16 protein-coding genes and 1 pseudogene are annotated in these 15,762 nt (G+C 55.0%); 6 read left to right on the top strand and 11 right to left on the bottom strand.

The window, feature by feature from the left end:
- Positions 1–252: 252 nt before the first annotated feature.
- The 4 genes from ACFWW4_RS21440 to ACFWW4_RS21425 all read right to left on the bottom strand — a co-directional run bounded on the left by ACFWW4_RS21440 (position 253) and on the right by ACFWW4_RS21425 (position 3,799).
- On the bottom strand, positions 253–1,587 hold the full coding sequence (locus ACFWW4_RS21440; RefSeq protein WP_411892707.1) for a TRAP transporter large permease: 1,335 nt from the start codon (positions 1,585–1,587) through the stop codon (positions 253–255).
- A gap of 1 nt (position 1,588) precedes the next feature.
- Entirely contained in the window at positions 1,589–2,140 is a 552-nt protein-coding gene (locus ACFWW4_RS21435) for a TRAP transporter small permease subunit (RefSeq protein ID WP_411892706.1), read from the bottom strand.
- 66 nt (positions 2,141–2,206) lie between these two features.
- On the bottom strand, positions 2,207–3,232 hold the full coding sequence (locus ACFWW4_RS21430; protein ID WP_411892705.1) for a TRAP transporter substrate-binding protein: 1,026 nt from the start codon (positions 3,230–3,232) through the stop codon (positions 2,207–2,209).
- Positions 3,233–3,262: 30 nt separating this feature from the next.
- Positions 3,263–3,799, bottom strand: coding sequence for a gluconokinase (locus ACFWW4_RS21425; RefSeq protein WP_411892704.1), 537 nt, complete (start codon positions 3,797–3,799; stop codon positions 3,263–3,265).
- On the opposite strand from ACFWW4_RS21425, the gene ACFWW4_RS21420 reads away from it, so the two are divergent.
- Entirely contained in the window at positions 3,772–4,923 is a 1,152-nt protein-coding gene (locus ACFWW4_RS21420) for a LacI family DNA-binding transcriptional regulator (RefSeq protein ID WP_411892703.1), read from the top strand. The genes ACFWW4_RS21425 and ACFWW4_RS21420 overlap by 28 nt on opposite strands.
- On the opposite strand, the gene ACFWW4_RS21415 is transcribed toward ACFWW4_RS21420, so the two are convergent.
- From ACFWW4_RS21415 to ACFWW4_RS21390, 6 genes and pseudogenes are all read right to left on the bottom strand, one after another.
- Entirely contained in the window at positions 4,920–5,144 is a 225-nt protein-coding gene (locus ACFWW4_RS21415; RefSeq protein ID WP_411892702.1) for an enolase C-terminal domain-like protein, read from the bottom strand. The genes ACFWW4_RS21420 and ACFWW4_RS21415 overlap by 4 nt on opposite strands.
- A 224-nt stretch (positions 5,145–5,368) precedes the next feature.
- On the bottom strand, positions 5,369–7,018 hold the full coding sequence (locus ACFWW4_RS21410) for an acetolactate synthase large subunit (protein ID WP_411892701.1): 1,650 nt from the start codon (positions 7,016–7,018) through the stop codon (positions 5,369–5,371).
- Positions 7,019–7,061: 43 nt separating this feature from the next.
- Complete coding sequence (gdhA, locus tag ACFWW4_RS21405) at positions 7,062–8,411, bottom strand: NADP-specific glutamate dehydrogenase (RefSeq protein WP_411892700.1); 1,350 nt, start codon at positions 8,409–8,411, stop codon at positions 7,062–7,064.
- 537 nt (positions 8,412–8,948) lie between these two features.
- Positions 8,949–9,647 carry a DNA topoisomerase IB gene (locus ACFWW4_RS21400; protein ID WP_411892709.1) on the bottom strand — a complete coding sequence of 233 codons (699 nt, stop codon included), beginning with the start codon at positions 9,645–9,647 and terminating at the stop codon, positions 8,949–8,951.
- A gap of 57 nt (positions 9,648–9,704) precedes the next feature.
- A pseudogene (locus ACFWW4_RS21395) lies at positions 9,705–9,908 on the bottom strand (DNA topoisomerase IB); the annotation flags it as partial.
- Positions 9,905–10,117, bottom strand: coding sequence for a DUF2945 domain-containing protein (locus ACFWW4_RS21390; RefSeq protein ID WP_411892699.1), 213 nt, complete (start codon positions 10,115–10,117; stop codon positions 9,905–9,907). The gene ACFWW4_RS21390 and the pseudogene ACFWW4_RS21395, both read right to left, overlap by 4 nt.
- Positions 10,118–10,356: 239 nt before the next feature.
- On the opposite strand from ACFWW4_RS21390, the gene ACFWW4_RS21385 reads away from it, so the two are divergent.
- From ACFWW4_RS21385 to ACFWW4_RS21375, 3 genes are all read left to right on the top strand, one after another.
- On the top strand, positions 10,357–10,545 hold the full coding sequence (locus tag ACFWW4_RS21385) for a hypothetical protein (RefSeq protein WP_411892698.1): 189 nt from the start codon (positions 10,357–10,359) through the stop codon (positions 10,543–10,545).
- A 125-nt stretch (positions 10,546–10,670) separates the two neighbouring features.
- A complete protein-coding gene (locus ACFWW4_RS21380) occupies positions 10,671–10,946 on the top strand; it encodes a GFA family protein (protein WP_411892708.1) in 276 nt (91 codons plus the stop codon).
- Between the two features lie 37 nt (positions 10,947–10,983).
- Entirely contained in the window at positions 10,984–11,361 is a 378-nt protein-coding gene (locus tag ACFWW4_RS21375) for a hypothetical protein (RefSeq protein WP_411892697.1), read from the top strand.
- Between the two features lie 430 nt (positions 11,362–11,791).
- On the opposite strand, the gene ACFWW4_RS21370 is transcribed toward ACFWW4_RS21375, so the two are convergent.
- Positions 11,792–12,565 carry a serine hydrolase domain-containing protein gene (locus ACFWW4_RS21370; RefSeq protein ID WP_411892696.1) on the bottom strand — a complete coding sequence of 258 codons (774 nt, stop codon included), beginning with the start codon at positions 12,563–12,565 and terminating at the stop codon, positions 11,792–11,794.
- Positions 12,566–13,095: 530 nt separating this feature from the next.
- On the opposite strand from ACFWW4_RS21370, the gene ACFWW4_RS21365 reads away from it, so the two are divergent.
- Together ACFWW4_RS21365 and ACFWW4_RS21360 are read left to right on the top strand one after the other, a co-directional pair.
- Positions 13,096–14,682, top strand: a complete 1,587-nt coding sequence (locus ACFWW4_RS21365) for a hypothetical protein (RefSeq protein ID WP_411892695.1) — start codon at positions 13,096–13,098, stop codon at positions 14,680–14,682.
- 23 nt (positions 14,683–14,705) lie between these two features.
- Positions 14,706–15,761, top strand: a complete 1,056-nt coding sequence (locus ACFWW4_RS21360; RefSeq protein ID WP_411892694.1) for a phosphatase PAP2 family protein — start codon at positions 14,706–14,708, stop codon at positions 15,759–15,761.
- The last annotated feature ends 1 nt before the right edge of the window (position 15,762 follow it).

The raw sequence follows: 15,762 nt of genomic DNA, 5'->3' as shown, positions 1-15,762 counted from the left end.
TACAGCCGTTACATCGTCTCCTGGAAACTCTGCACCAACATGAAGGCTGAAGATGTGACGGATACACTGGACCTCGCATTGCAGGCGTCTGGCTGTCGTTATTACAGTATGCATGCTGGCGATGCTGTGGTTGAACTGCATTGATGTCAGTCCTGGTAAAACTGCGCGGCAATGTTAATGAGATGGTCGCGGCAATTGGGTGGGAATGTGCAGTGAGCAGGTGACAGACGACTACGCTAATTGTTCGACCTACTACAGGCCCTCAATCAACGTGATCCCTGGGAAAGCCAAGAGCAACGCTAGAGCAAGGATTTGAAGTCCGATAAACGGCAGGAGCGATTGGAAGATTTCCCCCAGCGAAATATCGGGGGGCGCCACGCTTTTCAGATAGAAAGCTGCCGGACCGAAAGGTGGTGACAAAAAGCTAACCTGCATATTCATTGCAAATACCACGCCAAACCAAACCGGATCATAGCCCAATGAGACGACGATTGGGACGAAGATCGGCATGGTCAAAAGTGCAATACCGACCCAGTCCAAAAACATGCCCAGTACAAACAAGATCGCCATCATGAAGAGGATGATGACGATTGGTTCGTCCGAGATACCTGTGATCAGTCGGGACACAAAATCAATCCCGCCCATCAAGTTGAAGACACCTACAAGGGCAGTTGCCCCAATTCCGATCCACACAATCATGCCAACGGTCGCGAGTGTTTGCCGCGCCGCGCCAATCAGCAGGTTTACCGAGAATTCGCCTCGCACGACGGTAGACAACGTGACACCAAGAACCCCGACGGCAGAGGCTTCAGTGACACTGGCAATCCCGCCATAAATCGAACCGAGGACAAAGAAGACGACGAGGCCGGGCAAGAACAGACCCTTGAGAAGACGCAGCTTTTCGGTGGCTGGAATTTCGCCCTGTTCGGGGATCGGTGCCATCGCGGGGCTAAACTGGACCCGCACCAGAATATACAGCACGTATAGCCCCGCCAGCATCAGGCCGGGTACAAATGACGCCGTAAACAGGTCTCCGATCGAGACATTAGCGGTCAAGCCATAGACGATCAGAACAATAGATGGTGGGATCATGGTGCCCAAGGCTCCGCCCGCACAACACACACCGATCGCCAATTTGCGATCATAACCAAGGCGCAACATTTGCGGCAAAGCCAGCAGACCAAGCAAGACAACTTCTCCGCCGATGATCCCCGACATAGCCGCCAATACCACCGCAACCAGCAAGGTCTGGATCGCCACGCCGCCGCGCAGGCGGCCGCCGACGAGCCGCATCGCGTCAAACAGATCACGGGCAATGCCCGAACGATCAAGGATCGCAGCCATCAGAACGAACATCGGTACTGAGACAAAGACGAACGAATTTACAAAGCTGAAAATGCGGCTGGTGATCAGTGGCACAGCTGCGGGACCGAACCAGCCCAACGCGAAAATCAATGCAACCAACAGGGTCACAAACGCGAGCGGCATCCCTGTCAGCAGCAACACCAGGAGAGAGGCGAACATCGCAAAGGTCGCCCACTCGATGCCCATCGACTTGAGATCGGTCACAGCGGCCAGCCACTCCATCTTAGTGGTCCTTCTTCTTGAAATAGGCGATCGTCAAAATAAGGAACTGCACCGTCATAATGATGAGAATGAACAGCAAAAAGACCTTCAAAAGACCAGGCGTTGGCGGGTTCCACGCTGAACCAGATGTCTCGAGCCGGAAATCACCGGCTGGTGTCCAGATCGCGCGTTCCACACCCTTCCACGCGGCCCATGCGAACATGCCAGAGGCCAGAAAACTGATCATCGAAATAGCAATATCGAAATAGCGGCGTATCGGTTTTGGAAGGTAGTCGTAGATCAGGACGACGCGGATATGCGTGTTGCGTGCCACGACATAAAGACCACCGTAGACAAAGGCGCTGGCGGTTAGAAATATCACTGTTTCATGCGCCCAGATCGTAGGTGCGTTTAGCGCATAACGCAGAAAAATCTCGATCACGAGAATGCCTGCCGAGACCAGGATGCCAATCGCAAAAACAATCCCGACTGCATTGATGATACGGCCCAAGGCGCCAGAGTGTGGATCAGCGCCCGGGTCTTCGTGCAAGCGTTCAGCGATCTGTTCGGTCATGGCTATACCCCATTATTATCGACCCCGCCCGCAGATGTGCGCGGACGCGGTCTTTGCATATTCGATCTACTCAGAGATCATGCCTTGTGCGACGAGATAACCAGTCAAGACATCATAGACGCGCTGTGCGTTTGCGGATTGGCTTGCGACCTTGCTCCACTCGCCCTGAGCGATGGCGCGGAACTTTGCACGCTCTGCTGCTGACCAGTTATGTACTGTAATGTCGGGGTCTGCGTTTGCTTCGGCCACAGCCAGCGTGTCATTCGCTGCAAGTCTGCCGACCATATTGTGCGCGAAATCGCGGACTGACATCTCAAGAATGGCCTGAATGTCAGCTGGCATGCTGTCCCATGTGGCCTTGTTGATGGACACTTCGACCAGCGGCATGGAGTGGAAACCAGGATAGACTGGGTGCGTTGCGACATCGTGCATGCCTTGGGCATGGTTGGTTGAGAACACCGTGTAATCTGCAGCATCAATGACGCCCTTATCGAGCGACGTGAATACCTCGGAGCCGGGCAGATTGACAGGTGCGGCACCAGCTGCTGCAAAGACCTGCTGCACAAGGCCTTCAGGCGCGCGCATTTTCAGACCCGCCAAATCATCGACCCCATCGAGAGGGACCTTCGAAATAAACGCCTCGAGACCCGGTGTTGTGGCGCCAATAAAGTGTAGACCGTAGGGCTCTAGGATTTCGCGCATCAGCTCGTTGCCGCCGCCATACTCAAGAAATGCGAACATTTCATAAGGCGATGACCATGCACCCACAGGGTTGGCGATCAGACCAAATGCCGCGTCTTTGCCTGTGAAGTATGAAGTATCGGTAATGTGACCGTCGATGATACCTGCGGCCACGGCGTCCTGTGTCTCGGTGTGTTGCACGATGGAGTTGACTGGCAGCATTTCGACCTCAACCCGACCGTTGGTGAGCGCTTTGACACTTTCGGCCCACTCAACTTTGAGTTCGTAGTTTGGGTTGCCTGCAGGATCCGAGGACTGGAAGCGAAGCGCGAAATCTTGGGCTGTCGCACCGGTCGCAAGGCTGATCGTCATGGCGGCAGCGGCCGTGAGTGTTTTGAAGTTTAGCGACATTGAGATACTCCTCATTTTCAATGTTTGGGTTCAGTTCGGGTGGTGATCAAAAGACTTGGAACGCACAGTGCGCTCAACAATATCGTCAACGAGGTGCTTTGGGGGCGTTATATCAACCGCCAGTACATTTTCATCAGGCGTTGGCGGGTCCAAAATCGCTATCTGACTGTCCAGAAGAGACAGAGGCATGAAGTGGTCTTCCCGCTTTGTGATCCGGTCCGCGATGATATCGCGGTCGCCGTTCAGGAAAACGAACTGGATGTTGTCGATGCTGTCGCGCAGCAGGTCACGATAACCGCGTTTGAGCGCAGAGCACGCTATAACGACCGTTTCATTTTGGCGCGCATCTTCGGCAGCAGACGCCAACCGTTTGAGCCACGGAAGCCGCATTTCGTCTGAAAGGGGGATACCTCGCGCCATCGCGTTTTTATTTTCCGCAGAATGGTAGTCATCAGCCTCAATGAAACGCGCTCCCAGGCGCGCGGCAAGCGTGCGCCCCACCGAAGTTTTCCCAACGCCGCAAACGCCCATGATTATGATTGCGCAATGTTGGCTTTCTGCGGCCATGTCGAATCTCCCCCGTTGGTCAACACCTAAATGATTGCGCAATCATCTGTCAAATTCTCTTTTCTTTGAAAGGCATGTCCATGTATAACCCTTTAAAAGAAAGGCATAGCGTCATGAAGAAACCAACGCTCGTTGATGTAGGAAAAGAGTCTGGAGTTAGCGCAATCACTGTATCACGCGCATTGCGTGACCCTGATCGTGTATCCATCGCCCTGCGTGAACGTGTTTTCGCCGCCATCGAAAAACTTGGTTATGTCCCCGATGCAGCGGCAGCCACACTAGCATCAAACCGGTCATCGGTCATTGCCGTGTTGGTGCCCTCGTTTTCAAACTATGTTTTTTCTGACGTCCTTGCAGGCGCAAGCAACGTCATTGAGGGAACCAAGTATTCTGTCCAGATTGGTAACACCGGCTATAGCGCGCTGACCGAAGAGGCGATGATCCCGAAGTTTCTGACGCTAAAGCCTGCTGGAATCATTATTGCCGGTGTCGACCAAACAGAGAAATCTCGCAAGATGCTGGCAGCTGCTGATTGTCCGGTTGTGCAGATTATGGATACCTCCGACGATCCGATTGACGTGATCGTCGGGTTTTCAAACTTCCTGGCCTCGGCAGAGGCTGTCGCACATATGATTGAACAGGGGTTTCGGCGGATTGCATTTGTCGGTACGCGAATGGACCCTCGAACTCAGCAACGTTTGGCGGGGTATCGCAGCATAATGGAAGCACATGGGCTGTTTGATGAAGCGCTTTTGGTCACAACGCCGCAGAAATCCAGTGTTGAAATCGGCCGCCATCTGTTGGGGTCACTGCTCGAAAAAGTTCCCGGCTGCGATGGTGTCTTTTGCAACAACGACGATGTTGCCGTCGGCGTTGCGCTGGAATGTCACCGCCGCAACATCCGCATTCCACAAGACATGGGTATTTGCGGCTTCAACGATTTGGGCACGACCTCACAAATGCAGCCCGCCATCACATCCGTCAACACACCACGGGCCGAGATTGGCGCGCGGGCGGCGCAGTACATATTGGACCGAAACGCCGGTCTGCCTCAGCCAGAAAACCGCAACATTAATCTTGGGTTTGCGTTAAAGGTCAGAGCCTCCACCCAAAGAAAGACCTAGCTTTTTGTTAATTTACGTGTGGTCTCAAAGACGTGGTCAAAATCAGGGTTCAATTCCAGCCCTAAACCAGAACCGGGAGGGACTGTAATCATCCCATCCTTGATTTCTGGCAAAGCGGTTACGATATCGCGGTACCATGTCTTGTAGAACGCCCGCACGCTTTCCTGAACCAGCGCGTTGGTTGCATTCAGCGACAGATGGGTTGACGCCGCAAGGACCACCGGCCCTGTGCAGTCGTGAGGGGCAAACCGCGTGTTGACGACAGACGTGTGCTAGGCGGTATTATCTTCATCAACCGCAATGGCTTAAGTTGACGGGATGCACCGAAAGAATACGGTTAAAGGATTGGCGACGTGTCACAACCCCCTATGACAGATACCCAAATGTCTTACTCTCCCCAATCGCTCTCGCCGCAACCGTAATCTGTTGGTTATGAATTCTAACCCTAAAAAGTTTGCTCGATTTTGCCCAAGCGCTCCGTCAGTGCCATGTTTTCGCGGTAGTCGATGGGTATGACAACCATAGCCGGCCCCCTGTGATCCAACGCTGAATTCAGGGCTGACTGCAAGTCATCTGCGTTTTCGCACCTCATACCTTTCCACCCCATCGATTGGCAAAGAGCCATCCAGTCGGGATTGGCAAACGACAAATCCGTGTGAGAGCCGAACTCCTGTTCCTGTTTCCACGCGATCAGGCCGTATTCAAAATCTTCCCAGACCAATATGGTGATGTCCGAACCGAGCCGACTTGCCGTTTCCATCTCTTGGACATTCATCATGATGTCGGCGTCTCCGACGACAGCCAGAACGCGTGTATCAGGGCGCGCGTGTTTCGCAGCGATCGTACCGGGCAGCGGCATCCCCATGGAACAAAAGCCGTTTGAAATCAGACAGGTACCTGGCTGATGACATTGATAGTGACGCGCCACCCACATTTTATGCGCCCCGACGCCGGATAAGAGGATGTCGTCCGGCCCCAGAACAGCGCGCACATCAGCTAATGCTTTTTGCGGCCGGATACTGCCCTGTGTTTGGTCATCAGCATGCTTTGCGAACTCTGATAACATCTTCTCGCGCAGCTTGGCTTGAGCTGCCACATCATAGGTCGGTGATCCATCCCGCGCGACACGTTCGTTCAATTGCGCCAGACCATGCGCGAGATCGCCCACAACTTCGATATGCGGCTGATAATGCGCATCGCTTTCCGCGGGCAGAAAATCCATATGAATGATATCAAGGTCGCAAGCGGCGTTCCATTTTTCGGGACCGTATTCGACAGGATCATACCCGATGGTAATGACCAGATCAGCGGCATCGATGGCCAGTTGCGGATAGTCACGCTGACCCATGCCGACCGTGAAGAGACACCGAGGATCATCAAGATCCAGCGCGCCCTTGGCCATGAACGTCATCAAGGCACCTATGCCTGTGGTTTCGCAAAACCGCCGAAGCTCTGCGCTGGCACGGGTGCGGATGGCGCCATTGCCCGCAATGATCAGCGGGCTTTTGGCAGACTTCAATCGATCCCAAGCTTCATCAATTACCTTGTCATCAGGCACAGCACGACGAGCGCGAGCCGCGCGCAAGGGTGTGGCGTCCGTCTCAACGGCGGCAATGTCTTCTGGCAATTCGATGTGACATGCGCCGGGCTTTTCCGTTACAGCCAGTTTAATCGCCTTGTGGACGATCTCGGGGATGTTGTCGGCGTGGTTGACGGCGCATGACCACTTCGTGACGGGCCTGTACATCTCGACCACATTCATGACCTGATGGCTTTCCTTGTGCTGGCGCGTCAGGGCGCCTTGACCGGTTATCACTAGCATTGGGGCGCGATCCATGTTGCCATCGGCCACACCTGTGATCAGATTGGTGGCGCCGGGCCCGAGCGTGCCCAGACAGACGCCGACAGTGCCGGTTAGTCGACCATAAACTTCCGCCATGAAAGCGGCACCCTGTTCATGGCGCGTCAAGATGAACTCAATGGACGAGCTCTCAAGCGACATCATAAAGTCTGCATTTTCCTCGCCCGGCACACCGTAAATGCGGGTGACGCCCTCCTCTTCGAGACAGCGCACGAACAGATCTGATGCTTTCATGAAAGAGGCCTTTCTAGTGGTGCACGGGGTTCTTGAGCGAGCGTCATCCGACGCCTTGGGACAGCATAGCGTCTGCTACTTTTCTGAAGCCAGCAATATTGGCACCCTTGTTGTAGTCTACGCGACCGTCGCGGGTTCCTTCCTCAACGCAGGCGGCGTGGATGTCGGTCATGATTCCCTGCAGCGTCTCATCAATCTGGTCTGCATCGCTTAACCGGCGTATCCGATCCTGACTGATTTCCAGCCCGGATACGGCGACGCCGCCAGCATTTGCAGCCTTTCCCGGGGCAAAAAGGATGTCGGCCGACCTGAATACCGCCTTTGCAGCCGCCGTTGATGGCATGTTGGCCCCTTCGATGACCGCCAGAACACCGTTATCGATCAGCATCTCCGCGCTGTCCTTGTCCAACTCGTTCTGGGTCGCGCAGGGCGCAGCGATATCCGCTTTTACCCCCCAGGGGCCTTTGCCCGCTGTCCAATCGCCACCAAACTTGGATACGTATGCCTCAAGCGTGGTGCCTTTTTTCGCTTTGTGGGCTCTGACCCAATCGATTTTTTCTTGGGTCAAACCGTCAGGATCGTGAATAAATCCCGCGCTGTCGGACAGTGTGATGACCTTTGCGCCCAGACTTACAGCTTTCTCAGCGGCGTGAGTGGCAACATTTCCTGCGCCCGATATGATGACCGACTTGCCCTCCAAATCGTCACTATCGTGCTTCAGCATCTCGGCAAGAAAATAGACGAGACCGTACCCGGTCGCCTCGGTGCGCATCTCGCTTCCGCCAAAAGACTGTCCCTTGCCAGTTAACACACCCTGAAAGCGATTTGTGATCCGACGGTAGGCTCCAAAGAGATATCCGATCTCTCGTGATCCGACATTGATGTCGCCTGCAGGCACGTCGATATCGGGGCCAATGTAGCGATATAGTTGCTGCATGAACGCGTTACAAAACCGCATGATTTCCTGATCTGACCGCCCGGACGGATCGAAATCAGAGCCGCCTTTACCGCCTCCCATGGGCAGGCCCGTCAGTGCATTCTTGAAAGTCTGCTCAAAGCCTAGAAACTTCAGCACAGAGGTATTGACCGACGGATGAAACCGCAATCCTCCTTTAAATGGACCAATCGCGCCATTGAATTGGACGCGGTAGCCACGATTGACCTCGATTTCATTGGCGTCGTTCTGCCAGGCTACGCGAAAAGAAATAACCTGCTCCGGTTCAACAAGGCGCTCGAATATATTTGCTGATTTGAACTCCGGATGCGCATCAATGATCGGTTTGATGTCGTCAGTCACCTCTGTGACGGCTTGGTGGAATTCTGGTTGGTTGGGCGCTCGGGCATCTAGAAAATCTTCGAGGCTGTCATAGCCGTCTGCAAGTGAGAATGTCATATTTACGATCCAATCAGGGAAACATCGGGTGGTCATCAACCAGCCAGGGTGTGGGGCGTCATTCCGCCAGATAAGCTACAGCTGCAGTTTCGCGTTCTCGCCCAAGTCAGGACCATGATCGGCAAAGCAGGCTTTTATCAATTCAGACGCCATTTTTCAGATCACCCTTATCGTTCACCAAGAAACGCTATCGGACGCGCACGCATGGATGTCCCAGCGGTCGTCGTGACCATGCAAGCCGGAATGCTGGCCATGATGTCCCAAAATCTATCCTGTTCTCGTGTCATGCACTGTCTATGGCTTGTCTAACCAAAGCGACAAGACAACCAATCGGTTCCCAAAAAAATTCCATTATTTTGTTATAATGCGCTGGACGGGTTGACCAACCCGCGCGTCGGCCAGCGAACGGTCACGAAACTGAAACTCTTACATCTGCATGAAGTTTGTGGCCTACCTCCAGTGACACGAGCCAACACAGTCTGAGTGCAACTAAACAGGACATCGTGCGGACGCTAATCGAAGCCCATGAAAGTGTACCTACGTAAGGAATCCAAGCAGATGCTGTTCTGTGACTCTCAGTCCAGATAGTGTTTTGGGTTGAACGTGCGGCGGCTGTCGCCCTGCCAGTGCGATCACGTCGGGATGGATATAGCTGTTGCGCGCAATCGACGGTGTATTGTGTAACAGACTTGCAGCGGCGCTTGCCATGTCCTTGATTGTGGCGTGCCCTTTCAGGGCAACCTCAAACGCAGCACATGTCCCCGCCCAGGTTCGGAACGTCTTTGCCGTGACACCTTCGGTACCCGCTGCGTCTGAGATGTAATTGTTCAGCACGTCAGAGGTCAGCGTTTGCGGCGCGCCGTCATCGTCAACCCATGTCAATAAGGTGGCGCCCGGCAAGTCATCAATCTTACCAAGAATACGCGCGAGTTTCGCGTCCGTAGTCTTGGTCTTCACTTTCTGACCGCCCTTGGCACGATACTTCAGTATTATTTCGTTGCCCGAAACAGCGATGTGCCGATTGCGCAAGGTCAGCGCACCATAGCTGCCATTTTCTTCAAGGTATTGCGGGTTTCCGATGCGCAACGCCGTCCGATCTATCAGGGTCACAGCAGCTGCAAGAGCAAACTTCTTTTCGCCAACATCTTCTTGCAGATCAGCTTGCAATTGGCGCCGAATGCGGGGGAGGGCGCGGCCGAATGAAGATAGATCGTCGAACTTGGCTTCCGCCTGCAACGTGGTCCAATCGGGGTGATACACATATTGCTTGCGCCGCTTGGCGTCGCGCCCGGTTGCCAATAGATGGCCGTTGGGCAACGGACACATCCAGACATCTTCATAGGCGGGCGGCACTGCGAGTGCCGCAAGCCGCTGCCGTTCGTTGAGGTCTGTGATCAAACTTCCCTTGGGATCAAAATAGGAGAAGCCCCGGCCACGCCGCCTTCGGCTGATCCCCGCTTCACTATCCGGGTAGTAGACCAAACCAGCTGGCGTCACTCTTTGCGTACCTCGGAAGACAACTTCAGCACTTTTGTGCCATCGTCCTGTTTGATTTCAAGCGCCGGATCATCATCTGACCCGTTGCGTGTAACGTCAGATCCTTTGATAGAGCGCGTTATGGATTTGGTATGAACTGCATCCACAGTACCTTCCGCGGTCCCTTGTCCCCAGTCCCATTTGACTTTGTCACCTGATTGGTAGCTCATATCGCCTCCTACTTAAGCTACAGATGATAACGCCGCTTCCCGCCAAACGTTCCCATCTTGGCGGCCGGGCGCATGGGAAATTCGGCTTTTTGTCTGACTTCAGCGTCATGGATCCAAGAGAGGCCTTAACTTAAGAGCGCTTGGCTCATCGTATCGCTTTGATCATGCGGCGTTCGTGCCGTGCGGTGAGACCGCCTTTCTAGGGAACATGCAGATGTGCCTTGGGACAGGCTCGTTGCATGATGGACGTTTTGGCGAGGTCCACGGGCAGCGTGGATGGCGTTGTCGACAACGGCGGCCCTGATCCCTTGTCTGGCTACATGGTTGTGGCCGCAGACGACAAGGGCACGGCGGTAAAGATCGCAAATGGCTGCCCCATCCTTGAAAATGAAGGCCGTATTGAAGTGGCCGAGCTTGTGGAGATGTAGGGCAATTGGCTGAGGAACAGGTGATGGTGAATAATCTCTGCACGGGGCGATGTCTTTGTGGGCATATCCGTATCACGGTTTCTGGTGCGTTTTCGGTTTTGTGCTTTTGTTAGGATTGCCAGCGGATCTCGGGTGGTGGTCACCTTCCGCAAGCCGCATTTGCAAACACATGCGTCGAAATCGCAGGAACACCCGATACCTATCATTGGAAATCCGACGCGGGAAACGACTTGCTGCTTGGCTATTGTCCTAACTGCGGCTCTCCCATTTATAAGATCACGTCAAAACTGCCTGTTATGCTATTTGTTGCTGTTGGTTTGCTGAATGACCACGCTTTGTTTCAATCTCCTCACCAGGCGTTTGCCGAAGGATGTCAGGTTTGGGATGCGCAGGGCAAATGACGTACGAAATAGAAATTTTGTAATGCAAAGGTGAATGATGGAAAACGCTAACGCAACAGGTCCAACTGGGGTCTTGTTTTGGATCGCGGGTGTGGTCGCACTTGTTTGGAACGGCCTTGGCTGCATCAACTTTGTCCAGCAGATGAGTCCGGCCGGGCTCGCCACTTTACCACCAGAGTATCAAGCATTCATTGAAACCCGACCCAAGTGGGCGCTGATTGGTTTTGCTGTATCGGTTATTGCTGGATTAATCGGTGCTGTCCTGCTGTTGATGGGGTCAAGCAAGTCGGTTCTAGCCTTCGTCTTGTCAGGCGTTGGTGCCATTGTCGCAACGTTTTCAACCCTCAGTACGGGGATCACGTTCTTCATCATAGGCGGCGCTATCTCTATAGTTTTAGCTGCCGTTTTCGCGTGATATTCTTGGCGAAGGCTTAGCTGAGATCGCCGCCGATAGGCCAGCTTTGCGGACGAATCATTGGTAATCGGGCTGACTAGGTAGCAGGGTCAGGTTCTCGATAGAGTTGCAGTTATTTCTGCAATTTGAGGAGAACGAAATGGATTACTTTGCGGTCGGTTGCAATCTGCGTGATTGACGCCAAAGGCAACGCCGTTCTGGAACGGTCCGTCGCTTGTGAAATCGGGGACATTACGCAGTGTCTAAGGAGTTTCCCAGCATGGGAGCTGCGGATCAAAGGTTTGCCACTGGCGATTTGCCCGGGCTGCGTGACAAGAACGGCATGATCGGCATTAAACTCCATGAGTGCGTCGAAATCTTCCGCAGTTATCGATTTGTCAGCTGTTGATCAGATCCCAGAACATTGTGGTCAGGCATGTGTAGACCCCTCCTAACAATTGGTTTGCATTAAATTCACGATACAGGCCCTGAAGGCATCGGACCATGGGTTCATCAACGCCCGTATCATCGCAAATGGATATCCGAAAACCGACTTGATTAGGCCAGCTTGGGTGAGTGGTGCAAGCCGTTCGTTTGGTATCATGTCTGGAAGACCAATGTAGAAATCGAGATCGAGCGGCGATGCGATTTCATCCTGAAAGAATTGCCCCAGAGAGCGATGGGCTGGATCAATCCGACGCAGCAGTTCACCTTCAAAAAACCCAAGCGACAAAAAGTGATAGGCGTTACGAGTGCCGGGCGGCCATGCGGGCACCTCCCGCGCCATGATGGTTGCCAGCATGTCGGGATTGGCAATGACATGGCGGTCAATCTTTTCATGAAACGCATGTAGGCCCGCCTGATGCGCCAGCAAATGTCGGACGGTGATTGCCTCTTTCCCGTTCTGGGCGAACTCTGGCCAGTAATCGGCAACACGCGCCTCATAGTCGAGCCAGCCGCGCGAATGTGCCAGCGCGAGCACCAATGCTGACATTCCTTTGGTCAGCGAGAAGACAAGGACCATGGTGTCTTCTTCCCAAGGCGCATCGGTTGCTGGATCGCGAACACCGCCCCAGAGGTCAACGACCTTTTCGCCGTTCAAATATACGCAACATGCGCCGCCCAGCTCATCGCGTTTCGTGAAATTCTCCTCGAATGCTGTCTTCACGCCCGCGAATCCCGGACTCGCATAGCCATTCACCGTTGCGGCTGATGGGTTGCTCATTTCCAGCTTCCTCTGAAAAACACGCCTTTGAATACCAAGCACAAGGGGCAGAACATTGATCCAACGCAATCATTCAGGTCTCGGCGGTTTCGCAATTCGAGAGGTTTTGTTCAGTTACAAAACGCCTCGACGTTCCTAAAAACTCTGGCGACGGGCAGTGCGAGATATGAAAAAGGTCGCACCATTCTGTCCAAAAGGGAGGCCGCGCGGGAAAGGAGCGACCGGATCTCTCTTGATGGTCGCGGCCGCGCTTGCTTGTTCAGGTGCGGCGATGTTTGTGAGGGCCGCCTTGAAAACTCTTGGGCAGATAAGCTCTGACGCTATCTAAGAAACCGCATTATTGCGGCGGCCCCCTCGACAGGCGCAGCGCCGCTTCAATGACATTCAACATAGACGGATGGGCGAGAAAGAGGTTTACTCTTGTTAACGCTCTCGTCAGTGGTAGCTCAACCTGACGCGGTGGCAAAGACTCTGGACCTCTTCGGGGGGGCTCCGACATGAAACTATGTCTGCGACTATATGGTCCATTTATGGCTTTCTGGTCTGACCGGCAGCCCTGCAACATCTCGGGCAAGAAGCAACAGGCCCTTTTGGCAATGTTGGCCGCATCACCGGAATATGCGCGCTCTCGGGCATGGTTGATCGCGCAGCTCTGGTCTGAACACGACGAGACCCAGGGACGGCGCAATTTGCGCCAGATTTTACACGGATTGCGCGTGCTCCTTGCCAAGGGCGACATAATCGAAACCACGGGCGATCTTGTCTACCTTAATGACCAAAATATTGAGATCTTAGGAGCCCCCACCGATGGTGAGTTCTTGGAAGGTTTCGATCTTCCAGAAGAAGGCTTCGAAGAGTGGCTGCGCGACCAGCGTCAATTGGAAGTACCGCTTGCAGCTACCCCAGCCGCCGAAGCCCACGAAATCTCCCCAGAAAGGAGCCGTTACCGTATCGCTGTGGCAACTTTCGCAGAGGCCGGCACAGATATCGAAGCAGGTATCGGAGACATGCTCTCTCATCAGCTTTCGGTTGCCATAGCCAGGTCGGGCTTGGCCGACGCGATCTCTCACCACTCGTGCCGTCAGATGATCGGCAAGCCCGCGAAGGCTGTGCCAGAGATCGATTTCTGGATAACAGGCCGATGCCGGGGCGACGGGGCCAATGTCGTGGTGGATGTAAAGCTGGAGGCCGCCCGGGTGGGAACCGTGCTTTGGGGCGAGCGATTTCATCCTAAGATGGCTGATCTGATGGCGGGGGAAAGTGACTGCGTCGATCAGATCGCGGGACAGAGTTTATGGCTGATCGCTAAACAGTCAGGGCAATTGTCCTTGATCCGCCCGCTTGGCGCGGCTCCGGCTCATGTGCTTCTGATGAACGGCATCGTCGAGATGCACAGCTTTGATCGCGCGCGTTTCACGCAGGCACGTTTGGCATTGGAGGAAGTCGCATCCCGTTGCCCAACAAGCACTCTACCATTGGCTTGGTTGGCGCAGTGGCATCTGCTTTCCGTCTATCAGGGGTGGTCTGAAGATCCAGGCAAAACGCGCCTTGCCGCCGCACAAACAACGGCCCGGGCGTTGGATCTGAACCCATATTGTGAGTTGTCTTTGGCCATTGATGGCAATCTGTTGAACGTGTTGAACAGCGATTTCACAGCTGCAGCGCAGCGGTTTGCAGCGGCACAAGCGGTCAACCCCTCAAGCGCGATGATCAGCCAGCTTGCTGCAGTACTGTCCTGTTTTCAGGGCAAGGGCGACGAAGCTGTGGCGCTAACAGAGCGGGCGCGTGGCCTGGCCCCGCGCGACCCGCGCCGGGCGTTTTTCGCGGGCATTGGCGCTGCGTCTTATCTGGTCGCAGGTCGTTGGGCCGAGGCGTTCGATGAGGCGGAAGTGTCGCTTCGGACGAATCCAGGCCATGTGTCGGCCTTGCGGTGCCGCGTGATTGCCCTGCAACGCAGCGGGCAGGAGGAGGCGGCTGCTAAGGCTGCACGCGACCTCATGGACAGCTATCCAGATTTTACAGTGTCGGCCTACATGCGGGACCATCCGGCGGCGGAGACGCCGGTTGGTCAGGATTGGGCCCGCGCCCTCGGAGAAGCGGGCGTGCGAATGAATTGAATTAAGCAAAAAAGGGAATAGCAATGCCAATTCTGTCACTCTCGCAGGCCGCTCAAGCGGCCCAAGCAGCGCAAGCTGCCCAAGCCGCGCAGGCGGCACAGGCAGCGCAGGCCGCACAGGGCACGCTCAGCGCCTCGAGCCACGGGCTTTTGGTGGCGCGCGATGGGATTGGCGGGGTTTGGCAACAGCCCGAGCCACGCCCGTTCCCCCCTGTTGCAGCCGAAAGGTTGGGTGATTGGCAAGCCTCCAGCCGTCTTTTCATCTTGATCGGAGAGATTCTGTCCACGATGACCGTTCAGCCCTCTATGGATGGCGAAGCGGTCGAGCTGCTGATGCACTCGGGCGGTTCAATCGCCCGTATCATACGTCCAAGCGCCGACGACTTTGCCCAGCAGGCCAGGCTTGTGCATGACTACGCGGATCTGCGCAGCGACCGCTTGGCAGAGATCACCGATCAAGTGGCTGGATCGACTGGATATTTGACCAGCCTCCTTCCATTCGATCCGGCGCGGATGCCGCGCACAACGGATCTGTTGGCCTTGGCGGAACAAATCGCCGGGTTCGCAGCGCAAGCGTGCAAGCACCTGTTGGTCTGCCCTCGGCCCCATGTTCTCTCGGCGCAAATCCAACCCATGATCGCCACACCTGGCCATGGCGCGCTTCCCAGTGGCCATGCGACCGAGGCGTTTGCCGTTGCCGAAACCTTGCGCCGCTTGACCTTGGGTGTGGTGGCTGCAGAAGCTGGGCCATTGCTTATCCAAATGGCCGCGCGCATTGCGGTCAACCGGACGGTGGCTGGGGTGCATTACCCGGCAGATAGTTTTGCGGGCGCCGTCTTGGGCTTTGCCGTTGCTGAATTGATTGCGACGCGGGCTAGGATCGCCAGCAATCCGCGCTCGGTCAGCTTTGACGGCACCGGTATCGCAAACACGGATTTCTTCACCGCCCAGGTCTGGTCCGGGTCGGATTGGAGTTTTGACGGGCCTGGGTTGTCGCTGCAAGGCAACGCGCCGCCAGTGGATGTGTCGCCGACCGTCGAGTGGACATGGCAAGAAGCAGCCGCCGAATGGGGGGTATGAG

The sequence above is a fragment of the Yoonia sp. SDW83-1 genome (assembly GCF_046762885.1).
Taxonomy (GTDB): Bacteria; Pseudomonadota; Alphaproteobacteria; order Rhodobacterales; family Rhodobacteraceae; genus Yoonia.
The sequence above is the reverse complement of the archived record's forward strand: the minus strand, read 5'-3'. Positions and strand labels throughout refer to the sequence as shown.